Below are 24039 nucleotides of genomic sequence, written 5' to 3'. Positions count from 1 at the left end.
CTTTCACGCCGGCATCCGTGTTCGGTATACCTTCGCTTATCGCCCAACGCCCTAAACTAGGCTTGGTTTCACGGCGTCGGGCTTTTCGCGCATCCGATCAATCCGCCCACCGGCACGACCAGCGCATCGCCGCCGCCCTTGGTCACGCTCAGCGTCGCCGTCGGCACGATCGCACCGTCGACCAGATCGCTGCGGGTAGCGATCTGCAACGTCAGCGTCGCGGTGATGTCGTCGCGCCGATAGGTGGTGCTGTCCGCAAAGCCGAAGCCCGCGCCGCCCGCCTGCTCGGCGCGTGCGATGTCGACGATCTTGCCGTCCAGCACCAGCCGCAGCGCCGCCGGCTCGGCCCCCGCCATCGCCACCAGCCGCCGGTCCTCCGCGCTCCACAGATACACCGCGCACCCCTTGCCCGGCAGCGCCTGTTTGGGCAGCGTGCCGGGGATCGGCACCGTCAGGGGGGCCGGTGTCGGCACGGGGGCGAGTTGCAGAAGCAACGGGAGCAGCGCGATCATGCCGCCATCCCTATCATCATCAGCCACGCCGGATAAGCCGCCAGCGCCATCAGCGTCCCCAGCGGCAACGCATCGTCGCGCGCAACCGCCTTTCCCGACAGATGCCGGACCAGCACGATGCCCAGCCCGATCAGCGCCGCGACGACCAGCACCGCCGGCAAGGGCCGCCATCCCAGCCACAGGCCGATCGCCCCGAACAGCTTGGGATCGCCGCCGCCCATCCCGTCGCGCCGCCGGATCAGCCGATAGCCCGTCGCGATCGTCCAGAGCAGCCCGAAGCCGAGCACACCGCCGATCAGCCGATCCTCCGGCACCGGGCCCAGCCCCGCCGCCGCGCCCGCGATGCCGCCCAGCGCGAGCAGCGCCGTCAACCGGTCCGGCAGCCAGAACGCCCGCCAGTCGAGCGCCGCCAGCACCAGCAGCAGCCACCCGAACACCGCACCCGCCACCGCCTCCGGTCCCGGTGCGATCAGCCCCGCGCCGGCTCCGACCAGCACCGCCGCCACCTCGATCCGCCAGTGCCACGGATCGATCCGCGCACCGCAACTCCGGCATCGCCCACGCTGGATCGCCGCGCTCAGCAGCGGCACCAGTTCATGGGCACGTAGCGTCCGGCCGCATCCGTCGCATGCCGACCGGCCCGTCATTACCGACCGCCCCTCCGGCCAGCGCAGCACCAGCGCGGCCGAAAAACTGCCGACGATCGTACCCAGCCCCCCCAGGATCAGCGCCCAGAACGCAGGTTCGCTCATCCGTCACGCCGGATCAGGTATCGGTACACGCCCAGCAGGTTGATCCCGAACAACACCGTATTCTGCGTCCCCAGCGCCCAGTCCTCGGTCATCCATGCGCCTGTGAACCACGCCACCGACGACGTCACGAAGATCACGAACCCCCATCCCGTCAACCGCCGCCCCAGATCGAGCGACACCATGAACGCGGCAAGGATGCCGGAAAGCGAGGCATACCATTTGATGCCGTCCGTCAATGTTTCCATGCCGGACGGTGTAACCGGGGCGGGCCGCTTTGCCATTGACCCCGCTCAACGCTAGATCGCGCGCAAAGAAAAACTCCCGGAGAGCCGTCATGCCCGACCCCGTCGCGAACCCCGTCAACGACCCCGTCGTGATCCTGTCCTACGCCCGCACGCCGATGGGCTCGTTCCAGGGCTGTTTGTCGGGCGCGCTCGCGACAGAACTGGGTGCCGCGGCGGTGAAGGGCGCGGTCGAGCGGGCGGGCGTCGCCGCCGCCGATGTCGAGCGCATCTATATGGGCTGCGTCCTTCCCGCCGGCCTCGGCCAGGCCCCGGCGCGACAGGCGGCGATCGGTGCGGGTCTGGGCGATCATGTCGAGGCGACGACCGTCAACAAGATGTGCGGATCGGGGATGCAGGCTGCGATCATGGGCGCGGAGGCGCTGGCGGCCGGCTCCGTCGACCTGCTCGTCGCGGGCGGGATGGAGAGCATGACCAACGCCCCCTATCTGTCGAAGAAGCACCGTGCCGGCGCGCGCATCGGTCACGATACGATGTACGACCATATGTATCTCGACGGGCTGGAGGACGCGTACGAACCCGGCAAGCTGATGGGCAATTTCGCCGAGGACAGCGCCGCCGAATATCAGTTCACCCGCGCGCAGATGGACGACTATGCGATCCAGTCGCTGCACCGCGCGCAGGCCGCGCAAAAAGACGGCGCATTCGATCGCGAGATCGTGCCGGTCGAGGTGAAGGGCCGCAAGGGCAGCGCGACGATCACGCTCGACGAGCAGCCGGCGAAGGGCGATGTCGCCAAGATCCCGACGCTGAAGCCCGCCTTCAGCCGCGACGGCACGATCACCGCCGCCAACGCCTCCTCGATTTCGGATGGCGCGGCGGCGCTGGTGATGACGCGCCAGTCGGTCGCCGATCGCCTCGGTCTCACGCCGATCGCGCGCATCGTCTCGACCGCCGCGCACGCGCATGCGCCCGCCCAGTTCACTACCGCTCCCGTATTCGCGATGCGCAAGGCGATGGACAAGGCCGGCTGGACCGCATCGGAGATCGACCTGTTCGAGATCAACGAAGCCTTCGCCGTCGTCCCGATGATCGCGATGCGCGACCTCGATTTGCCGCACGACAAGGTCAACGTCCATGGCGGCGCCTGCGCACTGGGCCACCCGATCGGCGCGAGCGGCGCGCGCGTGATCGCGACCTTGCTGTCTGCGCTGGAAACCACCGGCGGCACGCGTGGCCTCGCCTCGCTCTGCATCGGCGGCGGCGAAGCGACTGCGGTCGCGGTGGAGATGATCTGACGGCGAATTGGCTGGCTTCATCAACCGCCCCCGTCATGCCGGGTTCATTCCGGCATCCACCCCTCCGCTCTCTCTGGTTGCCAATTGGGCCGGCCGAACGGTGGAAAACGGGGGCCAATCCGGCGTGACGGGAGCAGCAGCTTCCCCGGTCTTCGCGTGCCGTTAACCATTCGTCGCATACACGGGGCGGACGGCGGCGGGGGCGATTGATCTCTCACGCGCGTCGCGCAATCGAGGTCAGCCGTGCAGTCGGAGGAAAAATGCTGTTCGATGTTTTGGTGATGGCCTACGCCGTCGTCGTGGCGTTCGTCTTGTCGACCGCCAGCCGCAACCGCCGCGAACAACGGCCCAACGGCCAAGCCGTGCTGTACGCCGGGCAACTCGCCTGCGGCGTATCGATGACCTTCGCCGTGCTGTGCATGGGCTGGGTCGGCCTGTCGCTGATGGGTGCCGCACCCTACCCTACGATTTCTTGAACTCTGACGCGCCGGATCGGTTCCGGCGCACCCGCAAAGTTTCCGATCAGGGCAGGACTTCGGTCGGGCCGACGCCCCAGAGCTGCCCGGTTTCGACGAAGCCGATCTGCCCCTTCACGTCGAACCGGCACCAGCCGTTCGCACACTGGCTGATCCGCCCGACCACGCCGGGTGCCGCCCGCCACGCCAGCCGTGCATCCGCGGCCGGCCGTTCGCGCATCGCCAGCGGCTCCGTGCCCTGGACGATCGCGGTCCGCGTTTCCCGCAGCAGCGTGCCCTGCATCCAGCCCTCCGTGCCGTCCGGATCGCGCACCTTGCGCCATTCCTTGAACACCTGAACCACCTGCACGGGCAGGTCGGCGCGCTGATACAGCCAGCTCGCCGGATAGGCGCGCGCCGGGCCGGTCCGCATCCGCGCCTGACCCGGGCCGATCGACGCCCAATACGGCACCTGCCGTTTCGCCTGTGCGACCGTCGGCGACGGCGCGACGACACCGCTGCCCAGTCCCATGACGACGATAAGCGCGAACGCCCGGAAACGCATGACCCGAAAACCCCTTCGCCGTCGCTCTTCCACGAAAGCGCCGTGACGATCAACGACCGTTGACGTGTCCCGTTGCCTCCGCCAAGCCGAACGCATGTCCGACACGCGCCCCTCGCGTCCGCGGGTTCCGCATCCCAGGGTTGTGGTCACGCGCGACCTGCCCGATGCGGTGACGACGCGGATGGCGGCGCTGTTCGACACCGATCTCAATCCTTCCGATACGAAGCGCTCCGCCGCCGAACTTGCCGCCGCGGTCGCCGATTGCGACGTGCTGGTTCCGACCGTGACCGACGCGATCGATGCCGACGTGATCGCCGCCGCGGGGTCGCGCCTGAAGCTGATCGCCAATTTCGGCGCGGGCGTGAATCATATCGACCTGAAGGCGGCCCGTGCGCGCGGCATCATCGTCACCAACACTCCCGGTGTCCTGACGGAGGATACCGCCGACATGACGATGGCGCTGATCCTGTCCGTCCCGCGTCGTCTGGCGGAGGGCGAGAAGCTGGTGCGATCCGGCGAATGGCATGGCTGGAGCCCCGGCGGGATGCTCGGCCATCGCATCGGCGGCAAGACGCTGGGCATCGTCGGCATGGGCCGCATCGGTCAGGCGGTCGCCGCCCGCGCCCGCGCGTTCGGCCTGTCGATCCATTATCACAATCGGCATCGCCTGCCTGCGGTGCCGGAAGCGCAACTGGCGGCGACCTTCTACGAGGATCTCGACGCAATGCTCGCCGCGGTCGATATCGTCACGATCCACACCCCGCTCAACAGCGACAGCCGGATGCTGCTCGACGCACGCCGGATCGGCCTGATGCGTCCCCATGTCTACCTCATCAACGCCAGCCGTGGCGGCATCGTCGACGAGGAGGCGCTGATCGACGCGCTGGAGAACGACCGGCTCGCCGGCGCGGGACTGGACGTCTGGGAGCACGAACCGCGGATCGACCCGCGGCTGCTGGCGCTCCACAATGTCGTAATGACCCCGCACATGGGATCCGCCACCTACGAAGGCCGCCTCGCCAGCGGCGAAAAGGTCATACAGAACATCCGCATGTGGGCCGACGGCCACCGCCCCCCCGATCAGGTGCTCGACGGCTGGCTGTAATCCGGCGCTCCCGTCGACCTCTTCCCATGATCCAGGTCGTTGCTGCTGTGCAGCATTTCGGTTCCGAAACGGCCGGAACCTAACGGGATCGTCATCCTTTTGGAGGGGCATCTACCCTCCGCAACAAGGATTCGACCCATGAAGAAGATCGCCCTTTCCGCCGTGCTCATCGCATCGGCCGTATCCATGTCGGCCTGCTCGACCCTGCGCGGCGCGGCGATCGGTGGCGCGGGCGGCGCCGGTGTCGCAGCAGCGACCGGCAACGACGTCGGCAAGGGCGCAGCTGTCGGCGGCACCGCCGGCGCAGTCGTCGGAACGGTCGCAGATTGATCCGGAGCCGGGGGGAGCAAACTGCACCCTCCGGCCTTCACCCGTCAGCCGGCAGGCGTCAGACGTAACAGACGCCCCGGCTTGTCTTCCAACACCCACAGCGCTCCATCCGGTCCCTGTTCCACCTCTCGCGTCCGCGCACCTAGCGACAGGCGTTGTTCTTCGGCCGCCGACGAACCGCTGACCCGGACCCGGACCAACCCGCCCGATTGGAGACCGGTGACGATCGCATCGCCGCGCCACGCCGCAAACATCGTCCCCATGTAGAAAATCATGCCGGCGGGCGCGATCACCGGTGTCCATGATTTCGCGGGCGCGACGAACCCGTCTCCCGGGGCATGATCCGGAATGACGGTGTCGTCGTAATTGTCCCCGTTCGATACGCGCGGCCATCCGTAATTGCCGCCCGGCGCGATCAGGTTGAATTCATCGCCGCCCTTGGGCCCCTGCTCGTGCGACCAGAGTTGCCCGGCGGCATCGAACGACAGCCCGTACGGGTTGCGATGTCCAAGCGTCCAGATCTCCGGTGCGGCGCCGGCACGTCCGACAAAGGGGTTGTCGCCCGGCACCGTGCCGTCCGGCAACAGACGCACGATCTTGCCGATCGTATTGTCGAACTGCTGCACGGGATCGAATTCCTGCCGATCACCCGCCGCGACGAACAGGAACTGCCCGTTCGGCGAAAACACCATCCGGCCACCGAACTCGCCCGATCCGGGATAGGCCACGATTTTCGGAGCCTGCCGCCAGATCGTCCGCACGCTGGACAGCGACACGCCGGTTGCGTCCACCATCAGTCGTCCCGTGGCGACCGCCAGTCCCGCCGGGCTGAGTGTGGTGACATCGGCCGCCCGCCCGACGCGCGGCGTCGACGCGTCGCCCGGTTCGACGTAGCTGATATAGACGATCCCGTTGCCGGCAAATTGCGGATGCAGCGCCACGTCCAGCAGCCCGATATTGGCTGGCAGACCCGTAACCGCCGTTTTCTCACCCGTCGTGGTTGTCAGCCACAGGCGACCGGCGTTGTTCGTGGTATCCCTCTCCGTCACCAGCAGCCGTCCGTCCGGCAGGAACACCATCGCCCAGGGAGCGGCGAAGGATGTGACCGGGGTGCTGTTCACAGCAGTGATGGGAGCGGCCGGCGTTGGCGTCGGGGCCGGCGCGGCGGCTGGCGCGACCGTGGGCGCTGGCAGGGGCTTCGCCGCATCGTCGTCGCCACATGCAGCCAGCAGCACGATCGCAGTAGCTGCTCCGGCGCGCAATACTGCCCGCCGCCAAACGCCGAACGTCATCATTCGCTCCGATGCCTCGCCGCCGCATCGGTCCCGGCGTGGGATACGATCGATCAACCCACTACAAGTGGCATATAATCGATTTCATAGATACAGGTGATTAATCTGCATTAATCTCATCGGTTTAGCTGCAGGTGTAAGGCAACCGGGTAATTCGCCGTCAGGGATCCAGAGCGTCCAGCCATTGCGCGATCATCACCCGGCCCGCCGCTACCGCGCCGGGTCCCAGGCGTCGGTGATCCTCGACCAGACGATCAACATCGACACCGGCGGCAATGACATAGTCCAGCCCCTCCCCGATCCAGATGTCGAAGCGCGGGTCCTCGCCCATTTCGGCGTGAAACTGCAGCGCCAAGACATGCCGGCCGACCGAAAAAGCCTGTCGTGAAAACGCTTCCGTCGACGCCAGCAGCGTCGCGCCGGCCGGCAGGTCGAACGTGTCGCCATGCCAGTGCAGGACCGGGACGTCCGCCACTGCCGCCACGGGCGATGCGGAGCCGGCCTCGCTGAGCGTCAGGGTGGAAAACCCGACTTCCCGTCGGGGTCCCGGATAGACGCGCGCGCCGAGCGCGGCCGCGACCATCTGGCTGCCCAGACAGATCCCCAGCGTCGGCAGGCCCTTCGCCAGCCGCCGGCCGATCGCCGCGATCTCGGGCATGATCCACGGATGGGCGTCCGTATCGTACACGCCCATCGGTCCGCCCATCACGACCAGCAGGTCGGGCGTATCGAGCACGTCGCCCGAAAAATCTGCGCTGTCCGCTGCCAGCCACTCCAGTACGTATCCCGCGGCAACGATCGGCTCGCGATAACCGGCCGCACCCTCGTAATCGACGTGCCGGATGATGAGCGCGCGTTTCGCCGCGGAGATGGTCATGCCCGGCGTCAGTCCCCGGTCAGGATGCGGTCCACCAACTGCTTCACCGTCGGCACGAAGCCGTTGGAATAGAAGGGGTCGCGCTTGAAATTATAAGCCGCGTGGCCGGCGAACATCAGATTTTGTTCGGTGTCGCCGCCATGCGCGATGTCCTGCAACGTCTTCTGGATGCAGAAGCTGCGCGGATCGGCCAGCCGCCCGGTCGAGTTCGTGTCGGTGTCCGCCCAGCTCGAAAACAGGCATTGCGACAGGCAGCCCATGCAGTCCGACTGATCCTTGCGGATTTCGCCCTTCTCGGTCGGCGATACGAAGACGAGCGTATTGTCCGGCGTCTTCAGCGCGTCGGTGAAGCCATGGCCGAACCACTCGCGCGCGCGCAGCAGATCGCCCTGCGTCACCCAGAAATTCTTGCCCTTCACGCCGACGTCGAGCTGAAAGACGTGATCGCCCGCCTCCTGCTGCGAGAACGCGATCTGCCGCGCCGACCGCGCTTCCAGAGCGCGCAGGAACGGGTTGCGCACCGCGGATGAATAAAAACCGGTCGGGGAGAAACGGTGCAGCAGCACGTCGCCCTCCTCGATCTCCATCAGCTTCGCCTTCCACCCCTCGGGGATCGGGCTTTCCCGCGTCAGCAGCGGACGCGTACCGTACTGGAAGGCGATCGCACCGAGTTCCGGATTGTCGATCCAGTTCTCCCAGTCGCGCAGATACCAGACGCCACCCGCCATCACGATCGGCGTGCTGTCCGGAATGCCGCCCTCGCGCATCGTGTCGCGCAGTTCCTTGACGCGCGGATACGGGTCCTGCGGCTTCAACGGGTCCTCCGCGTTGGACAGGCCGTTATGCCCGCCCGCCAGCCACGGATCCTCGTACACGACCGCCGCCAGCCACTCCGCCGCCTTCGAATAGGCGCGCTTCCACAGCGCGCGGAACGCCCGGCCGGACGACACGATCGGCATGTAGGAGACATTGTAGGACGAGGTGATCTCCGACAGTTTATACGGCATCCCCGCGCCGCAGGTCACGCCCGCGACCAGCCCGCGCGTCCGCTCCAGCACACCATGCAGGATGCGTGGAGCCCCACCCATTTCCCACAACACGTTGATGTTGATCGCACCCTTGCCGCCGGCGATGTCGTAGGCGCGCTTCACCTGCTCCACCGCGCCGGCGATGGCGTATTCGATCAGTTCCTCATGCCGGTCGCGGCGGGTCAGCGCGCGATAGATCTGGGGGATGATCTTGCCGTCGGGATCGTAGCTGTCGGCGTTGACCGCCGACACGGTGCCGATGCCGCCCGCCGCGGCCCATGCCCCGGCGGATGCGTGGTTGGTCGCGGCGACGCCTTTGCCGCCCTCCACCAGCGGCCACACTTCGCGACCGTTATAGTTGATGGGGGAAAGACCCTTGAACACGAAAACGACACCTTTCGGACGAAATACGCCTTCCTATAGCGGATGGATGCAGGCGTGCGAGCGAAACATGGATCATGCGCGCCATAGCTTTGCTGTCCGCCGTAGCGTCAGCCGAGCGCGCCGGGCCGCCCCAGCGCATCCTCGTACAACGCCTTGTAACGCGCGATCATCGTCGCTTCGTCATATTGCGCCACCGCCTTTGCCCGGTTCGCCGCCCCGACCGCCGCGCGCAGGCCGGGATCGTTGACGAGGCCCTGGATCACGTCGCGCAGCCGCACCTCGGTCGGATATTCGGCGATGAAGGGCAGGTTCTCCGGCGCGACCATCCGCCGCACGTCGCCCACCGGCAGGCTGGCGATCGGCAGCCCCGCCGCCATCGCCTCCACCACGGAAATCGGGAACTGCTCGCTTTTCGACGATAGCGCCAGCAGGTCGAAACTGCGCATGTACCGATAGGGACGATCGATAAAGCCCGGCATCAGCAGCCGGTCCGACAGTCCCATCGCCATCGCCGCGCCCTCGATCTTCGCGCGCTCCGGGCCCTCTCCGACGATGACGAGGCGGAACTTGCCCGACAGCCCGCCCGCCGCCCGTACCAGTGCCGGCAGGTCCTTGACCGCGCGCAGACCGGCGACCGCGCCGATGACGACCTCTCCCTCGCGCCGCCTGAGGCCGGGGATCGCCTTCGGATCGGGATCGCGGAAATAATGGCCGGTTCCGATGCCGTTGACGATGCGGTGGACGCGGCCCGCCGGCTGCTTCCACGCCTTCAGCGCGATCGCCGCCAGCACCTCGGACGGCACCGCCAGCGCGTGCGCCGCGGGCAAGGCGACGCGCCGGTACATGCTGCGCTCGATCTTCAGCCCGCCCGCTTCGTCCTCGTTGAAGCCGTCCTCGTGGTGCACCAGCGGCGGTGCACCCTTCGCGAACACCCGCCGCGCCATGACGCCGTCGATCGCGCCCCAGTTATACGTCAGCACCAGGTCGAACCGCCGCATATACTGCGCGATCGCCTCGTACCGCTTGACCGAGGGCCGCCCCGTCAAGGGCAGGTCGCCCTGCGCGATCTCGTACCGCACGCCCTTCGGGATGGCAGCGCGCGCACCCAAGGCCCCCGGCACGCCCGACACGATCGTGTGCCGCGCCCGATCCCCCCACGCCCCCATCAACCGCACCGCCCGCGCCTCCTTGCCGCCGAGATCGAACGAGGAATGGAGGTGGAGGATATGGAGGGGCGCGTTCATGCCCGCCTCGATAGCGGCGCGGGCATCACGTTCCTATGCAAATACCGACTTCGCGACGTGCGTAATCCGGCAGGCGAGGTCCGCTTCGCCGCTCGCCACGACATAATGGTCGCCGGCGTCGGCGATGCCGGTCGTAAACACGACATTGTCGAGATACATGCTGTCCTTCAGCGGCTCCGTCAGCGCGGGTGCCGGCTCCAGCAGCGGCGCATGCTCGGTTCGTACCGTGACGCACGGATCGTCGCGGTCGAGGATCGACCAATAGGTGCGATAGATGCCGACCACCCCGGACGGCTCGACACCGTGCCACAGCGTCAGCCATCCCCCGTCCGTCAGGATCGGCGGCGTGCCCCCGCCCATCCGCGCGGTCGCGACCGTCGCCGCGTGCGGGCGGATGCCGGGCCTGTCATGCGGTTTCCAGTGCAGCCCGTCCGGTGACGTCGACAGGTTGATCGACGGGCCCGCCCGCCACTCGCTGCCCGGCGGATAGGCGAAGTACAGGTCGCCCAGCGGTCGCGTCTGCGCCCAGTATTTCCCCGCGACCAGCCCCTCGAACACCAGCATGTCCTTGTTCTGGTGGTCGAGGACGATCCCCTCCAACGTCCAGTCCAGCGCGTCGGCGCTGCTGTACATCGTCGTGCAATGCCGCTCCGGACTGACCGAACAGGTCGTCATCAGGAACCGGTCGCCGACCCGGCTGATCCGCGCATCCTCGACGCCATAGCATTGGTAATCGGCGGTCGGTGCGATCGCGCGGTCGTAATGCACCGCGACGACCTCGCGTCCTTCCGCATCCAGTTCGACCGGCAGCAGCCACGACAGGCTGGTCAGCGCCAGCACCTTCCACCCGCCACCGCGCATCAGGAACTTGCGCGGATCGGCGGTATCGACCAGCCCGAGCGGCCACGCGTCGAGATGATAGCTCCCGTCCGCCCAGCGGATCGCGTGGATATGGCCATCGCGGATCGGTTCGCGCAGCGCCTCCGCGATCCGGACCATCAGCAACAGGTTGCCGTTCGCCAGCCGGGTCATGCCGGGGTTGAACGCACCCAGTACATAGGTTTCGGCGTCGATCTTCCCCGCCAGCGGCGAGCGCGACAGATCGACATCGTCGGGGGTGAACACCAGATGGTCGAGCGGCATGTCGTCCTGGTCCTTTACTCGCCACCCTGGGCGCGCGGCACGATCGTCAGTTGCTGTACCACCGTGCGGCCCGGCTGCGTCAGCAGATAATGGACGCCGACCGCGATATCCTCCGCGCGCAGCATCGTCTCATCAGCGATCTTCTCGCGCTGCTCCTCGGGCGGTGTGTCCGGCTCCTGCATCGTCGATCCGGTCAGACCGGGCTCGACCAGCGCGACGCGGATGCCCTTCGGACCCAGCTCGCGGCGCAAGGCCTCCGAGAATCCGGCGATGCCTGCCTTGATCCCCGCATAGACCGTCGATCCCGGTCCCAGCACATGCGCGCTCATCGATCCGATCAGCACCAGATCGCCCCTCTTCGTCAGCCGCGCCGCCGCCGCGTGGGCGCCCATCACATAGGCGGTGAAGTTCAGCGCCACGACATGCGCGACCTCGTCCTCGCTCATGTCGGTCAGCCCTTCGGCAGCAACGGCGGCGTTCATCACCGCGATGTCGAGGCCGCCCAGATACGACTCACCCGCCTCCAGAAATGCACGTGCATGGCCCGCAACGGCGAGATCCAGCGTCATCCCGTCACCTTCGCCCACCTCCCGAATGCGGGCCAGCGCATCCTGCAGATGTTCGGGGCTGGTGCCGCCGATGAACACCTTTGCGCCCTCCGCCGCCAGCAGCACCGCGATCGCGCGGCCGATGCCGGTCGTGCCGCCGGTCACGATCGCGCGGCGGCCCTTCAGGGATGTAACGGCGGTGTGCGCATCAACGATGTCGGTCATGGCGACATTACCCCGGCTATGCTCGGCTATTCCGCCCGGGGACGCATCACGGCGGGGGCTGGTTCCCATCGTCTTAACGCAATCGTTGCCGATTATTCATGCTTTCCTGCGAGATAACCTCGCTGCCGAAGTCAGAGACGACCCCATGACCGCAAACGCGCATTTCTCCATTACGATCGATCCCGCCCTCCACCTGATGTCGATCAGGATGGGCGGGTTCTTCTCCGAAGCCGATGTCGCGGGCTTCGACGCCCTGTTGCGGGACAAGGTGAAGACCCTGACCTGCGGCCCCAACGAGCATGTCACGCTGGTCGACGTGTCCGACATGAAGATCCAGCTCCAGGATATCGTGCAGATGTTCGCGAAGATCGTCAGCACGCCCCGGCATCGCTCCCGCCGGCTCGCCTTCGTCACCGGCTCCTCCCTCGCTCGCATGCAGACCCGTCGGCTGACCGACCGTCCGGACGTGGAGTTCTTCACCGATCCGGACGCAGCGAAGGCATGGCTGTTCGATTGACCGTGTCCGCGGTGCAGGGACCCGCCAATCTCGGCTCCAGGTCCCCGCCCCGGCTACAGTACGGCGCTACAGGAACGGCCGCCCGCCCGTCACCGGGATCGTCGCGCCGGTGATGTAACTCGCCTCGTCGCTCGCCAGCATCACATAGGGCGGCGCAAGTTCCGCCGGCTGAGCGGCCCGGCCCAGCGGCGTGTTCTGGCCGAAGGTCTTGACCGCCTCTGGCGGCATCGTCGACGGGATCAGCGGCGTCCAGACCGGTCCCGGCGCGACGGCGTTCACCCGGATCTTCTTCTCCGCCAGCAACTGCGCCAGCCCGGCGGTGAAATTGTGGATCGCACCCTTCGTCGTGGCATAGGCGAGCAATGTTTCGCTCGGCTGGTCGGCGTTGATCGAGGTCGTGTTGATGATCGACGCACCCTCCTGCATGTGCGGCACCGCCGCCTTCGCCAGATAGAACATGGCGTGGATGTTGGTCGCGAACGTCTTCTGCCACTCCTCGTCGGCGATATCCTCCAGGGACTCGAAGCTGGCCTGATGCGCGGCGTTGTTGACCAGCACATCGACGCGGCCGAACGCCTCCACCGCCTTTGCCACGACCGCGCGGGCATGATCGGGCTGGCTGATGTCGCCGGCAACCAGCACCGCCTGCTGCCCCGCCGCCTCGATCAGGCGCTGCGTCTCCTGCGCATCCTCATCCTCGCTCAGATAGCTGACGAGCACGTCCGCGCCTTCCCGCGCAAAGGCCAGCGCCACCGCCCGTCCGATGCCGCTGTCGCCGCCGGTGATGATCGCCTTCTTCCCCGCGAGCCGACCATGCCCGACATAGCTGTCCTCGCCGTGATCGGGCCGCGGCGTCATCGCGTCGGTCTTGCCGGGCATATCCTGCTGCTGCTCGGTCTGGGGCGGTTCGGGGCGGTCGGTCATCGGGAACTCCTTGGCTTGTGGCTCGGGCCGACAATGGGTCGGCCACGCCGCGCGTTCCCCGAAAAATACCTGCCAATGATGTGGGTTAGCCGGTTTCCTGCAACTGCCCGGCGACCAGCGGCGCGACCTTGTCGGCGATCCGCGCGACGCCGCGCACGTTCGGATGCACGCGGTCGCCCTGCATCAGCGCGGGGTCGCCGATCACGCCGTCGAGGATGAACGGGTACAGCCCGCCCCCGTATCGCTTGGCCAGATCGGGCCAGATCGTGTCGAACGCCGCGACGTAATCCGGGCCGAGGTTCGGCGGCGCCTTCATCCCCGTCAACAGCACCGGAATCCCGCGCCGCTTCAGCTCGTCCAACATTGCCGTCATGTTCGCCCGCGTCTCCGCCGGCGCGATCTGGCGCAGTACATCGTTGCCGCCCAGCCCCAGCATCACGAGGTCGGGCTTCCGCTTGAGATTATCGAGCACGAAGCCCAGCCGCTGCCGCCCCGCGGCGCTGGTATCCCCCGACACGCCCGCGTTGACGACATCCGCGTTCACCCCCGCACGCCGCAACCGCGCCTGCACCGCATCGGGCAGGCTCTGCCCGCGATCGAGACCGTATCCGGCATACAGGCTGTCGCCAAACGCCAGCACCAGCCGCTCCTTGCCGGCCGGCCGCTGCACCGAAGCCTCGGCGGTCGCGCTTTGCGTCGGCGAAGGGGCAGGTTCAGACGCAGGCTGCCCGCATCCGCCGAGCAGCAGGGCTTGGACGAACGCGACGGCTGTCGCATAGCGCGGCAACGATCCCAACAGGCTATCCTTCCACTATGACCGACCCCGCTATGGTGATCGACGCCCGCAATGTCACCCTGACGCTCGGCGAAACCGCGATCCTGCGCGGTGTCGACCTGTCCGTCGCGCGTGGTGAGAGCGTCGCGCTGCTCGGTGCGTCCGGATCAGGCAAATCCTCGCTGATGGCCGTGCTGACCGGGCTGGAACGCGCCAGCGGCGGGCAGGTGCTGGTCGACGGGCTCGACTTCGGCCGTCTCGACGAGGATGCACTGGCGAAGGCGCGGCGCGGTCGGATCGGCATCGTGCTGCAGGCGTTCCACCTGCTGCCGACGATGACCGCGCGGGAGAATGTCGCGGTGCCGATGGAGCTTGCCGGCATGGCCGACGCGTGGCCCCGCGCGGAAGCGGAACTCGCCGCGGTCGGCCTCGGCCACCGGCTCGACCATTATCCCACGCAATTGTCCGGCGGCGAGCAACAGCGCGTGGCGATCGCCCGCGCGCTCGGTCCCCGCCCGCCGCTGGTGTTCGCGGACGAGCCGACCGGCAACCTCGACACCGCGACCGGCGACGCGATCATGGACCTGTTGTTCGATCGCCGCGCAGCGCTCGGCGCGACGCTGGTCGTCATCACCCACGACGCGCGCCTCGCGGAACGCTGCGACCGGGTCGTCACGCTCGCCGACGGACATGTGATTTGACCGGCTGGACGTTCGCATGGCGGCTGGCGCGGCGCGAACTCGACTGGCGGTTCCGCGGCCTGCGTCTGCTCGTCGCCTGCCTGTTCCTCGGCGTCGGCGCGCTGGCGGCGATCGGCGGCCTCGCCGATACCGTCGCGCGCGAACTGGCGGTGCGCGGCAGCGCGATCCTCGGCGGCGATATAGAGGTCGCGACGTCGCAGCGCCTCGCCACGACGCAGGAACGCGCCGCCCTGACGCGGCTGGGCCACGTGTCCGAAACCGTGCGGATGCAGGCCAACGCCGTCGCCGGAACGAACGCCGCACCGATCCAGCTCAAGGCGGTCGACGCCGCCTATCCGCTCTACGGTGCGCTGATGCTGGCGGATGGACGCAGCGTCCGCGCTCCCTCCGGCGGCGAAGTGTGGATCGCTCCCACGCTTGCCTCGCGCCTGACCCTGAAACGCGGCGACCGCCTGCGGATCGGCACCGCGTCCCTGCGCGTCGGCGGCATCATCGCCGACGAGCCCGACCGGCTGGGCGAGGGCTTCACGCTCGGTCCCGTGGCGATCGTCGGCATGCCGACGCTGGCCGCGACCGGACTGGTGCAGCCGGGCAGCCTCTACGACACCCGCTACCGGGTCGCCCTGCCCGCAGGCCGCAATCCCGATGCCGCGACGACCCGCTTCCGCGACGCCTTTCCGGCGGGCGGCTGGGCAGTCAAGACCCGCGACCGCGCGTCCCCCGGCGCGTCGCGCTTCGTCGGCCGCATGGGCGAGTTCCTGACGCTCGTCGGCCTCGCCGCGCTCGCCATCGCCGGCATCGGCGTCGGCAACGGCGTCGCCTCGTTCCTGACCGCACGTCGCGGCAGCATCGCCACGCTCAAGGTGCTGGGCGCGACCGCTGCCGATGTCGCACGCATCCATGCGCTGGAGATCGGCGCGGCGGCGCTGGTCGGCACGATCGGCGGGCTGGCGGTCGGCATCGCCGCCGTGCCGCTGCTGACCCGCGCGCTCGCCGGCACGCTGCCGATCGCGGGCGGTTTCGCGATCGAGGCATGGCCGCTCGCCCGCGCCGCCGCCTACGGCCTGCTGATCGCCACCGCCTTCGCCGCGCCGCCCCTCGCCGCAGCGGGCGCGACGCCGGCCGCCGGCCTGCTCAGGGGCGCACTCGCTCCCCTGCGCAAAGCATCGTGGCGGGGCCGCACCGTCGCGATCGCCGCGGGCGCCGCCGCGGTCGCGCTCGCCATCCTGTCCTCGGACCAGCCCCGGATCGCCGCGACCTTCCTCGCCGCCGTCGCCGGTGCGCTGCTGCTGCTGGCGGGGCTTGGCCGGCTCGTCAGGATCGCCGCCGCCCGTGTGCCCCGCCCGCGCCGCCCCCTGATCCGGCTCGCCCTCGCCGCGCTGCACCGGCCGGGTGCGCGGACGGAGGCGCTGGTCGTCGCGCTCGGCCTCGGACTGACGCTGTTCGTGCTGCTCGCGGCGATCCGCACCAGCATCGACGCCAACATTGCCACCACCGTGCCCGCCCGCGCTCCTGCCCTGTTCGCGCTCGACGTGCCCCGCCCGCGCGAGGCGGAGTTCCGCCGCACCGTCCTGACCGCCGCCCCCGGCGCGGCGATCCGCACCGTGCCGATCCTCCGCGGCACGATCACCGCCTACAAGACCATCCGCGTCGCCGATCTGAAGACCCTGCCCGAGGGCGCATGGGCGCTGCGCGGCGAACGTGGCCTGACCTACGCCCGCACGATCCCCGACGGCAATCGCCTGACCGCCGGCCGCTGGTGGCCCGCCAACTACAGCGGCCCGCCCCTGGTATCCGTGGACGAGCGGCTGGCGCAGTCGCTGTCGCTCAAGGTCGGCGACACGCTGTCCGTCAGCCTGCTCGGCGTCGAGCGCACCGCGCGCATCGCGTCGCTCAGGCGGATCGACTGGGACACGCTCGGATTTAACTTCGTGCTGGTCTTCTCCCCCAACACGCTCGCCGACGCGCCGCACAACCTGGCGGCGACGATCGACCTTCCGACCGGCCGCGAAGGCCCCGTCACGCGCGCCCTGCTCGCCCCGTTCCCGTCCGTCTCCGTCATCGAGGTGCGCGGCGTGCTGGCGCAGGTCCGCGACATCGTCGGTCAGGTCGCAGCCGCCATCGCCGCCGCCGCCGGAGTCGCGGTCGCCGCCGGCATCGCCGTGCTGGTCGGCGCGATCGCCGCGGCACGCGAAGCCCGCACCTACGACGCGGTGATCCTGCGCACGCTCGGCGCGACCCGTGCGCAGTTACTGACCGGACAGGCGATCGAATATTTTTTGCTCGGCCTCGTCGTCGCGGCGGTCGCGGTGGCGCTCGGGCTCGGCGGCGCATGGTATGTCGTGGTCGAGATGTTCGGCTTCGTCTGGTCGCCAGACCCGGTTGCGGTCACCGTGACGCTGGTCGCCGGCCTCGGCATTACCGTCGCGATCGGCCTGGCCGGCGCATGGCCGATCATGAGCGCACGGCCGGCGCGGGCCTTGCGTCAAATCTGACGCGGGAAGCGTTACTCGCCGCATGACCGACCGCTCCGCCATCCTGTATCGCATGGTCCTGCCCGACCATATCTGCCCCTTCGGCGTCCGCGCCAAGCAACTGCTGCAAGCGGAGGGGTGGCAAGTGGACGACCGCATCCTGCGAACCCGCGAAGAAGTCGACGCGTTCAAGGCCGAACACGGCGTCGCCACCACCCCGCAGATCTTTGTGGGCGATCAACGCGTCGGTGGGAGCGACGATCTGGAACGCTGGCTGGCCGATCGCGCAGGCTGAGGCCCCCGGCCCCTTCGTCATTACTTTCGCAATCCGGTGCTCCCCCCGGATTAACGCTTTCGAGAGTGAAAGACGCTATCCGGTGCGGGCAACCGGTGCGGCGTCGGGCCGCCAGCCGATGGGGATGTCGATGTTTGAAAACCAACCGATCGGCCGAAAGATCGCGACGTGCTTTTCCGTCGTCGTGGTGGCGGTACTGGCGATGATGGCAGTGCTGTACAACGCCAACGCCAGTATCGCGGATGCCGCCGCGCGCAGCGTTCGTAGCGAGAACATCCATCGCCTCACGCTGGAAATGGAGATCGCGATCCTGCGCCAGAACAGTCAGGTCCGCGGCTTCCTCATCACTGGCGACGAAGCCTATCTGAAACAGTATCGCGAGGCGCGCGACGACGGCTCCGCCGCTGCGACGACCCTCTCGGGGCTGCTCACCCTGCCGCAGGATCGCGTCCGCGTCGCCCGGTCGAACGCCAGGATCAACGCATGGCGGGTTCGCTGGGGCGATCCACTGATCGCGCAGGTGCATGCGGGCGATCGGGCCGGCGCGCAGGCCCGGCTGTCCGCATCCAGCAAGACGGTGACGATGGTTCCCGTCCTCGCTCCGCTCCGCGACCTTCGGGCCGATGCGCGTCAGGTGATGGTCGACACCCGCGCCGCGCAGGACGGGGCGCTGCGAACCAGCCTGATCGCTTTCGCGGCCGGGGGTATCGCGCTGCTCGGACTTGCGATCTTTCTGTCGATGCTGCTGGCACGGCAACTCGCCCGCCCGGTCGTTCGCCTGACGACGGCAATGGCCACGCTGGCGGCCGGTGACAACAGCGTCGTCGTACCCGACACCGGTCGCGGCGACGAACTCGGCCGGATGTCGCAAGCCGTGCTGGTATTCCGCGACGCTGCCATCGCCAAGGCGAAGAGCGACGAGGATCAACGCGTGGCCGTCAGCGGCATCGGCGCCGCGCTCAGCCGCCTCGCGGACGCCGATCTGACGACGCGCCTGTCCGGTTTCCCCGACGGCTATCGCACGATCGAACGCGACTTCAACGCCGCAGTCCAGAACCTGTCTGCGGCGCTGGTCGCGGTCAGCGATCGTTCTGCCGGGATCGACGTCAGCGCCAACGAGATTGCGCGCGCCTCCGACGATCTTGCCGCCCGGACCGAGCGACAGGCCGCCTCGCTGGAGGAAACCGCGGCGGCGATGGACGAGATCACCGCGACGGTCCGCGACGCCGCGAACGGAGCCGCCAGGTCGAGCGAGATCGTCAACGCCACGCGATCGGAGGCGGAGGCGGTCGGCACCATTGTCCGCCAGGCGGTCGACGCGATGGGCGGGATCGAACGCACCTCCGGCGAAATCGGCGAGATCATCGCGCTGATCGACGGCATCGCCTTCCAGACCAATCTGCTGGCGCTGAATGCGGGGGTCGAGGCCGCCCGTGCCGGAGACGCTGGCCGTGGCTTCGCGGTGGTCGCCTCGGAGGTCCGTGCCCTCGCCCAACGCTCCGCCGACGCCGCCAACGACGTGAAGTCGCGCATCGTCGCCAGCCGGACGCAGGTCGAACTCGGCGTCTCGCTGGTCGCGCAGACGGGCAAGGCGCTCGGCAGCATCATCGACCGGATCGAGGAGGTCAGTGTGCTCGCCGGCCAGATCGCCACGTCCTCCGCGCATCAGGCTTCCGGGATGGGTCAGGTCAACATCGCGGTCAACGAAATGGAAAGCGTCACCCAGCAGAATGCGGCAATGGTCGAACAGAGCAATGCCGCCGCGCGCACGCTGTCCGGCGATGCCGCCGAACTCATGCGCCAGGTCGGCCGCTTCCGCATCCATGGCGACACCCCCGCGACGGTCGCGGCTTCCCCGCGACGCGTCCCCGCCCAGGCCCGCTACGCTGCCTAGGCACGACCGGTTGCGGTCATGCGACATCAGGAGCCAGCCGCCCCGTCTACCCGATCTCACCCTTGACCCGGTCCGGCGTCCCGCCACCTGAATCCGCCGCTTCGGTACATGCAACGTGATGGATGCCGGGACCGGCCCGGCATGGCGGGGAAGGCCCGGGCTCCCGCGGATGAGGAGCCCTGCCCCTTGGAACCCGCGCGGTACCCTGGACGTCGGCCGCGGCGTCTCCCGACCAACAAACGCTGTCCTACGCACCACCTCCCGTGGCAAAGCGACCGCGATGACCACGACTTTCCAGGCCCCGACTACCGCGACCTCCGCTCCATCTCGCCCCATGAATGTTACCCCCGCCAACGCCTCCACTTCCTCCACTTCGCCTCTTTTTCAGGCAGTACGATGAGCGTCCTCGGAGTCGCCGCCTCCTTCCTCGGCCAGCCCTGGCGTTGGCGTTCGCTTGCCGCGGACGCGCGCGACGGTGGGATGGGGGAAGCCGATCTCGTCACGCAATTGCTGCTGTCGCGCGGCTGCCCGCCGGACGCGCTGGACGCGCATCGTGCGCCGTCGATCCGCGGCTTCATGCCGGATCCGTCGATCTTCCGCGATATGGACCGCGCCGCCGCACGGCTGGCGGACGCCGTCGAGGCCGGCGAGCGCGTTGCGATCTTCGGCGATTATGACGTCGACGGCGCGACCTCCGCCGCCGTCATGATCCGCGTCCTGCGGTCGCTCGGTCTCGATCCCGTCGCCTACATCCCCGATCGCCTGACGGAGGGTTACGGCCCCAGCGGCGCCGCACTCGTCCGCCTCGCCAACGAGGGTGCGACGCTGATCGTCACCGTCGATTGCGGTGCACAGGCGTTCGAGGCGCTGGAGGCCGCGCGCGACCACGGCGTCGATATCCTCGTCGTCGACCACCACAAATGCGCCAGCGCGTTGCCGCACGCTCACGCGCTGGTGAACCCCAACCGCCTCGACGAACTCGCCGATGCCGCCGCCCACGGACATCTGGCGGCGGTCGGCATGTGCTTCCTGCTCGCCGCCGCGCTCGTCCGCGAACTGCGCGTCCGTGGCCGGTTCGCCGGTCGGGCGGAGCCGAAGCTGATCGATCTGCTCGATCTCGTCGCGCTCGGCACCGTCGCCGACGTCGCGCAATTGCGCGGCCTCAACCGCGCCTTCGTCGCGCAGGGCGTGAAGGTAATGGCGAAGCGCGCCAATCCCGGCCTCGACGCGCTCATTTCGGCATCGCGCCTGACCCGCGCGCCGACCGCGACCGATCTCGGCTTCGCGCTCGGTCCGCGCATCAACGCCGGCGGCCGCGTCGGTCGCGCCGACCTCGGCGTCCGCCTGTTGACCACCGACGACCCGGCGGAGGCGGGGGCGCTCGCTGCCGAACTCGATCGCTACAACGAGGAACGCCGCGCGATCGAGGCGGCGGTGCAGGAACATGCCGACACGCTCGTCGATGCATCCGCGCGGGTCGTCGTCGTATCCGGCCGCGGCTGGCACCCCGGCGTCATCGGCATCGTCGCCGGGCGCCTGAAGGAGCGGCTCGGCCGGCCGGTTGTCGTCATTGCGCTGGACGATGCCGGCGTCGGCAAGGGATCCGGCCGCTCGATCACTGGCGTCGATCTCGGCGCGGCGGTGATGGCGGCAAAAGAACACGGCCTGCTCGCCGCAGGCGGCGGCCACGCGATGGCCGCCGGGCTGACGGTGGCGGAGGCCGACATCCCTGCCCTCGCCGCCTTCCTCGACGACCGCCTCGCCGCCGCCGTCGATCGGGCACGCGAGGACCGGGCGCTACTGCTCGATGCGGTACTCGCGCCCGGCGGAGTCACCCCCGATCTGGTACGCTCGCTGGAGGCGGGTGGTCCGTACGGGGCCGGCTGGCCCTCGCCGCGCGTGGCGGCCGGCCCGGTGCGGCTGGTGAAGGTCGACATCGTCGGCAACGGTCACATCCGCGCGATCGCCACCGGCGACGACGGTCGCGGGTTCAAGGCGGTCGCGTTCCGCGCCGCCGACACACCGCTGGGCCAGACATTGCTCGCCTGCGCTCCCCACCGCCGCCTGTGGCTGGCAGGCCGTGCGAAGATCGACGACTGGGGCAGCCGCCCCGCCGCCGAACTTCATCTCGACGATGCCGCCTGGGCGGATTGACGCGCCCGCTCTCTTGCCCTAGCAGCCACCTCCGCTGGCCCCTTCGTCTAGCGGTTAGGACGCGGCCCTTTCACGGCTGAAGCACGGGTTCGATTCCCGTAGGGGTCACCATCCTCGCAAAAAGGCGAGGAATTCGGCGGAATTCGCGAAAATCAACGCTTCAGCAAGCGCCCAGTGCTACAAATGGGGCGTCGGATGTCGCATTCCGTGAAGCGGGCAAAATCCAAGAACGAGCAGTTCCGCATGGCGGTGCCGCGTGACATCCGGCATCTCGTCGGCAAGAGTGAATGGACCGCGAGCCTCGGCACGACCGACCCGGTCGCAGCCGCCGCGAGGCGCGGCGAACTTACCGCCTTCTGCAAGAATGAGGTGCTGCGGCTTCGTGGGCAATTGGCTCAGAAGCCGGTCAATGACGCGCTGCGCTTGCTCGACCGAAGCTTCGAGCGGCTCGCGACCATCCGCGGTTCGATGGACAAAGCGATCGCGGAGCAGCTCGCCCTGCTCGCCTCAACGGTGATCGACTCCTGGTTGCCCGCCGACCATCTTGGTAACCCTCAGGATTGGGGCGGCATGACCGTATGGGAAGCGCCCGGCGATCCCGAACCTGTTCCCTCGATCGATACGGAGCCGGAGCGCGAGATTTTCCGGGTTCGGGCGGCGCTACTCGAAGGCACCGGCAAAACCGATGGTATTCTGTATCGCCGTCTCGCCGCGCTGCTGCTCGAACGCCGCGTCTTCAAGCCGATCCGATTCGCGGTCAGCTACATGACGTCGATCGAGCCGAAGCTAAAGCTCGACCGCGACGACGTGTACGAGGCTGTCGCTTCGGCCTATCTCGATCGGCTGGCCGGACATCATTTCACGAGTTGGCCGGCACGCGCCGAGGCTGCGGTCGAGCCGATCCTGTCGATCCCTTCTCCAACTGGCGCGGCCGGGGTGCCAGACAACGCAGCCACGCCGAACCCAACCACCGGGCTTTGGGCAATGCCGCTCAGCGACGCGCTCGGCTATTGGAAGCAGCACCGGATACCGAGGCCATCGGCGATCAGCGCGGCCACCAAGTCGGTGCTGAACTTCATCGACATGTTCGGCGACATCGCCATAGGCCGCATCACGCGCGAGATCATGATCGAATATCGTAACCTCGTCTCCGACCTTCCGCCGCAGACCGAATTGACGAAGGTCCGCGGTTCGGGCCGCACGCTCCGCCAGCTTGCGGAAACAACACGAGAGGCGCGCCAGCGCTGGGATGATGATGATCGGGGGATGCCGTTTCCGGATCGCCTCGCGCCGGGATCGATCAAGAAGGACGTCAGCGCGATTGGGTGGATCCTCGGCAAGATCAAGGCCGACGCCCATTGCGGGGTGAATGTCGCGGAAAAGATCGAGATCGCCGGCTATTCAAAGACAAAGAAGGGACAGAAGACGCCCCGCCTCCCCTTCACGCCGGACATGATGCAGACTCTGTTCGACTCGCCGCTGTTCACCAACTGCGCCGGTCACGGGGATGCCCAGCGTGCCAAGCCGGGCCTCCATGTCTACCAGGACGAACTCTACTGGAGCTTCCTGTTCGGTGCGGTGGGCGGCCCTCGCCTCGGCGAAATCGGTCAGATCGCGCTAAGCGATGTAAAGGACGTCAATCTCGATCGGACCTTCGGCGGCGACTTTACGGGACGCTGCACTTTCATCCACATCACCGGCACGGGCGAAGGTCAGCACGTCAAGACCGACGTGTCGGAGCGCTATGTGGTCATCCATGATCGGCTGATCGAATTGGGCTTCCGCGACTATGTCGAGCAGCGTCGCCGCGCCGGCAAGACGAGGCTGTTCGATCTCGAGCCCGACAGAAACGGCAATTTCGTGAAGCGATTGAGCCGACGATCGAACGACTATCTCGATCGGGTCGTCACCAAGGATCCGCGTTACGTCTTTCACTCGACCCGCCATGAGTTCACGGACCGCGCGGAGCTCAGCGGCATGCCGACACGAGTAGCCAATTCGATCAAGGGTCATGCGAACCAGAACGAGGGCGACAAATACGGTCAGGTGACGATCCGGAACCAATATGTCTTTCTGAAGAACCTGCAGCTGGATTTCATCGACTGGGACCGCCTGAAGCTGGCGAAGGCGTCATCGCCAACAGGATAAGTGCGCCGACCAGGATTTCCGATTGCGCCGCGCTTGCTCGCCGTTTCTAAATGTCGCTTGACGTGCTCCCCAGAAACTCTGCCAATTTGAGCTAGAGTCCGCCTTCGCGAGGAGACGGAAGTGAAGAAGACGAGGTTCAGCGAGGAGCAGATCATCG

Annotated in this window: 23 protein-coding genes and 1 tRNA gene; 12 read left to right on the top strand and 12 right to left on the bottom strand. The window is 68.0% G+C overall.

Annotated elements, in window-relative coordinates:
- Positions 1-68 precede the first annotated feature (68 nt).
- The 3 genes from ASG07_RS14365 to ASG07_RS14355 are packed head-to-tail and all read right to left on the bottom strand — an operon-like array spanning position 69 to position 1509.
- A complete protein-coding gene (locus ASG07_RS14365) occupies positions 69-512 on the bottom strand; it encodes a hypothetical protein (RefSeq protein WP_055848243.1) in 444 nt (147 codons plus the stop codon).
- Positions 509-1264, bottom strand: coding sequence for a prepilin peptidase (locus ASG07_RS14360; protein ID WP_055848239.1), 756 nt, complete (start codon positions 1262-1264; stop codon positions 509-511). Before ASG07_RS14360 ends, ASG07_RS14365 begins: the two co-directional genes overlap by 4 nt.
- Positions 1261-1509 carry a hypothetical protein gene (locus ASG07_RS14355; protein WP_201781037.1) on the bottom strand — a complete coding sequence of 83 codons (249 nt, stop codon included), beginning with the start codon at positions 1507-1509 and terminating at the stop codon, positions 1261-1263. Before ASG07_RS14355 ends, ASG07_RS14360 begins: the two co-directional genes overlap by 4 nt.
- Before the next feature lie 89 nt (positions 1510-1598).
- Here ASG07_RS14355 and ASG07_RS14350 point away from each other — a divergent pair, with 89 nt between their 5' ends.
- Both ASG07_RS14350 and ASG07_RS14345 read left to right on the top strand, forming a co-directional pair.
- A complete protein-coding gene (locus tag ASG07_RS14350; protein ID WP_055848236.1) occupies positions 1599-2804 on the top strand; it encodes an acetyl-CoA C-acyltransferase in 1206 nt (401 codons plus the stop codon).
- A gap of 260 nt (positions 2805-3064) precedes the next feature.
- Positions 3065-3280 (top strand): hypothetical protein, encoded by a 216-nt coding sequence (locus ASG07_RS14345; RefSeq protein WP_055848232.1) that lies wholly within the window; start codon positions 3065-3067, stop codon positions 3278-3280.
- 46 nt (positions 3281-3326) lie between these two features.
- On the opposite strand, the gene ASG07_RS14340 is transcribed toward ASG07_RS14345, so the two are convergent.
- Complete coding sequence (locus ASG07_RS14340) at positions 3327-3824, bottom strand: SH3 domain-containing protein (RefSeq protein WP_055848229.1); 498 nt, start codon at positions 3822-3824, stop codon at positions 3327-3329.
- Between the two features lie 94 nt (positions 3825-3918).
- Here ASG07_RS14340 and ASG07_RS14335 point away from each other — a divergent pair, with 94 nt between their 5' ends.
- Positions 3919-4929, top strand: a complete 1011-nt coding sequence (locus tag ASG07_RS14335) for a 2-hydroxyacid dehydrogenase (RefSeq protein WP_055848226.1) — start codon at positions 3919-3921, stop codon at positions 4927-4929.
- Positions 4930-5067: 138 nt separating this feature from the next.
- Complete coding sequence (locus ASG07_RS14330; protein WP_055848224.1) at positions 5068-5259, top strand: hypothetical protein; 192 nt, start codon at positions 5068-5070, stop codon at positions 5257-5259.
- 44 nt (positions 5260-5303) lie between these two features.
- On the opposite strand, the gene ASG07_RS14325 is transcribed toward ASG07_RS14330, so the two are convergent.
- From ASG07_RS14325 to ASG07_RS14300, 6 genes are all read right to left on the bottom strand, one after another.
- Complete coding sequence (locus ASG07_RS14325; RefSeq protein WP_082474850.1) at positions 5304-6551, bottom strand: PQQ-dependent sugar dehydrogenase; 1248 nt, start codon at positions 6549-6551, stop codon at positions 5304-5306.
- A gap of 160 nt (positions 6552-6711) precedes the next feature.
- Positions 6712-7428: a glutamine amidotransferase gene (locus ASG07_RS14320; protein ID WP_055848218.1), complete on the bottom strand. Its 717-nt coding sequence runs from the start codon at positions 7426-7428 to the stop codon at positions 6712-6714.
- An 8-nt stretch (positions 7429-7436) separates the two neighbouring features.
- The gene (locus ASG07_RS14315; protein ID WP_055848214.1) at positions 7437-8840 is read right to left on the bottom strand and encodes an NAD(P)H-dependent flavin oxidoreductase; all 1404 of its coding nucleotides are present in this window, start codon (positions 8838-8840) and stop codon (positions 7437-7439) included.
- Between the two features lie 107 nt (positions 8841-8947).
- The gene (locus ASG07_RS14310) at positions 8948-10084 is read right to left on the bottom strand and encodes a glycosyltransferase family 4 protein (RefSeq protein ID WP_055848210.1); all 1137 of its coding nucleotides are present in this window, start codon (positions 10082-10084) and stop codon (positions 8948-8950) included.
- Positions 10085-10117: 33 nt separating this feature from the next.
- Complete coding sequence (locus tag ASG07_RS14305) at positions 10118-11227, bottom strand: glycosidase (RefSeq protein WP_055848207.1); 1110 nt, start codon at positions 11225-11227, stop codon at positions 10118-10120.
- Between the two features lie 14 nt (positions 11228-11241).
- On the bottom strand, positions 11242-12000 hold the full coding sequence (locus tag ASG07_RS14300; protein ID WP_055848205.1) for an SDR family oxidoreductase: 759 nt from the start codon (positions 11998-12000) through the stop codon (positions 11242-11244).
- 145 nt (positions 12001-12145) lie between these two features.
- Here ASG07_RS14300 and ASG07_RS14295 point away from each other — a divergent pair, with 145 nt between their 5' ends.
- Positions 12146-12517, top strand: coding sequence for an STAS/SEC14 domain-containing protein (locus tag ASG07_RS14295; RefSeq protein ID WP_055848202.1), 372 nt, complete (start codon positions 12146-12148; stop codon positions 12515-12517).
- A gap of 66 nt (positions 12518-12583) precedes the next feature.
- Here ASG07_RS14295 and ASG07_RS14290 read toward each other — a convergent pair whose 3' ends face one another.
- Positions 12584-13441, bottom strand: coding sequence for a glucose 1-dehydrogenase (locus tag ASG07_RS14290; RefSeq protein ID WP_055848198.1), 858 nt, complete (start codon positions 13439-13441; stop codon positions 12584-12586).
- 85 nt (positions 13442-13526) lie between these two features.
- A complete protein-coding gene (locus ASG07_RS14285) occupies positions 13527-14237 on the bottom strand; it encodes an arylesterase (RefSeq protein WP_055848195.1) in 711 nt (236 codons plus the stop codon).
- 17 nt (positions 14238-14254) lie between these two features.
- On the opposite strand from ASG07_RS14285, the gene ASG07_RS14280 reads away from it, so the two are divergent.
- The 7 genes from ASG07_RS14280 to ASG07_RS14250 all read left to right on the top strand — a co-directional run bounded on the left by ASG07_RS14280 (position 14255) and on the right by ASG07_RS14250 (position 23882).
- On the top strand, positions 14255-14917 hold the full coding sequence (locus ASG07_RS14280; RefSeq protein WP_055848192.1) for an ABC transporter ATP-binding protein: 663 nt from the start codon (positions 14255-14257) through the stop codon (positions 14915-14917).
- The gene (locus ASG07_RS14275) at positions 14914-17412 is read left to right on the top strand and encodes an ABC transporter permease (RefSeq protein ID WP_055848189.1); all 2499 of its coding nucleotides are present in this window, start codon (positions 14914-14916) and stop codon (positions 17410-17412) included. Before ASG07_RS14280 ends, ASG07_RS14275 begins: the two co-directional genes overlap by 4 nt.
- 22 nt (positions 17413-17434) lie before the next feature.
- Positions 17435-17686, top strand: coding sequence for a glutaredoxin domain-containing protein (locus ASG07_RS14270; RefSeq protein ID WP_055848186.1), 252 nt, complete (start codon positions 17435-17437; stop codon positions 17684-17686).
- Positions 17687-17816: 130 nt separating this feature from the next.
- Positions 17817-19580, top strand: a complete 1764-nt coding sequence (locus ASG07_RS14265; RefSeq protein ID WP_168377357.1) for a methyl-accepting chemotaxis protein — start codon at positions 17817-17819, stop codon at positions 19578-19580.
- A 396-nt stretch (positions 19581-19976) separates the two neighbouring features.
- Positions 19977-21734 (top strand): single-stranded-DNA-specific exonuclease RecJ, encoded by a 1758-nt coding sequence (recJ, locus tag ASG07_RS14260; RefSeq protein WP_055848183.1) that lies wholly within the window; start codon positions 19977-19979, stop codon positions 21732-21734.
- Between the two features lie 36 nt (positions 21735-21770).
- A tRNA-Glu gene (locus ASG07_RS14255) sits at positions 21771-21845 on the top strand.
- A gap of 84 nt (positions 21846-21929) precedes the next feature.
- The gene (locus ASG07_RS14250; RefSeq protein ID WP_055848179.1) at positions 21930-23882 is read left to right on the top strand and encodes a DUF6538 domain-containing protein; all 1953 of its coding nucleotides are present in this window, start codon (positions 21930-21932) and stop codon (positions 23880-23882) included.
- Positions 23883-24039 lie beyond the last annotated feature (157 nt).

The sequence above is a fragment of the Sphingomonas sp. Leaf343 genome (assembly GCF_001423765.1).
Taxonomy (GTDB): Bacteria; Pseudomonadota; Alphaproteobacteria; order Sphingomonadales; family Sphingomonadaceae; genus Sphingomonas.
The sequence above is the reverse complement of the archived record's forward strand: the minus strand, read 5'-3'. Positions and strand labels throughout refer to the sequence as shown.

Bases quoted from the DNA above. Each gene is read 5' to 3' on its own strand.
- ASG07_RS14365 (WP_055848243.1), bottom strand. From the start codon at position 512: ATGATCGCGCTGCTCCCGTTGCTTCTGCAACTCGCCCCCGTGCCGACA.
- ASG07_RS14360 (WP_055848239.1), bottom strand. From the start codon at position 1,264: ATGAGCGAACCTGCGTTCTGGGCGCTGATCCTGGGGGGGCTGGGTACG.
- ASG07_RS14355 (WP_201781037.1), bottom strand. From the start codon at position 1,509: ATGGAAACATTGACGGACGGCATCAAATGGTATGCCTCGCTTTCCGGC.
- ASG07_RS14350 (WP_055848236.1), top strand. From the start codon at position 1,599: ATGCCCGACCCCGTCGCGAACCCCGTCAACGACCCCGTCGTGATCCTG.
- ASG07_RS14345 (WP_055848232.1), top strand. From the start codon at position 3,065: ATGCTGTTCGATGTTTTGGTGATGGCCTACGCCGTCGTCGTGGCGTTC.
- ASG07_RS14340 (WP_055848229.1), bottom strand. From the start codon at position 3,824: ATGCGTTTCCGGGCGTTCGCGCTTATCGTCGTCATGGGACTGGGCAGC.
- ASG07_RS14335 (WP_055848226.1), top strand. From the start codon at position 3,919: ATGTCCGACACGCGCCCCTCGCGTCCGCGGGTTCCGCATCCCAGGGTT.
- ASG07_RS14330 (WP_055848224.1), top strand. From the start codon at position 5,068: ATGAAGAAGATCGCCCTTTCCGCCGTGCTCATCGCATCGGCCGTATCC.
- ASG07_RS14325 (WP_082474850.1), bottom strand. From the start codon at position 6,551: ATGACGTTCGGCGTTTGGCGGCGGGCAGTATTGCGCGCCGGAGCAGCT.
- ASG07_RS14320 (WP_055848218.1), bottom strand. From the start codon at position 7,428: ATGACCATCTCCGCGGCGAAACGCGCGCTCATCATCCGGCACGTCGAT.
- ASG07_RS14310 (WP_055848210.1), bottom strand. From the start codon at position 10,084: ATGAACGCGCCCCTCCATATCCTCCACCTCCATTCCTCGTTCGATCTC.
- ASG07_RS14305 (WP_055848207.1), bottom strand. From the start codon at position 11,227: ATGCCGCTCGACCATCTGGTGTTCACCCCCGACGATGTCGATCTGTCG.
- ASG07_RS14300 (WP_055848205.1), bottom strand. From the start codon at position 12,000: ATGACCGACATCGTTGATGCGCACACCGCCGTTACATCCCTGAAGGGC.
- ASG07_RS14295 (WP_055848202.1), top strand. From the start codon at position 12,146: ATGACCGCAAACGCGCATTTCTCCATTACGATCGATCCCGCCCTCCAC.
- ASG07_RS14290 (WP_055848198.1), bottom strand. From the start codon at position 13,441: ATGACCGACCGCCCCGAACCGCCCCAGACCGAGCAGCAGCAGGATATG.
- ASG07_RS14280 (WP_055848192.1), top strand. From the start codon at position 14,255: ATGACCGACCCCGCTATGGTGATCGACGCCCGCAATGTCACCCTGACG.
- ASG07_RS14270 (WP_055848186.1), top strand. From the start codon at position 17,435: ATGACCGACCGCTCCGCCATCCTGTATCGCATGGTCCTGCCCGACCAT.
- ASG07_RS14265 (WP_168377357.1), top strand. From the start codon at position 17,817: ATGTTTGAAAACCAACCGATCGGCCGAAAGATCGCGACGTGCTTTTCC.
- recJ (WP_055848183.1), top strand. From the start codon at position 19,977: ATGAGCGTCCTCGGAGTCGCCGCCTCCTTCCTCGGCCAGCCCTGGCGT.
- ASG07_RS14250 (WP_055848179.1), top strand. From the start codon at position 21,930: ATGTCGCATTCCGTGAAGCGGGCAAAATCCAAGAACGAGCAGTTCCGC.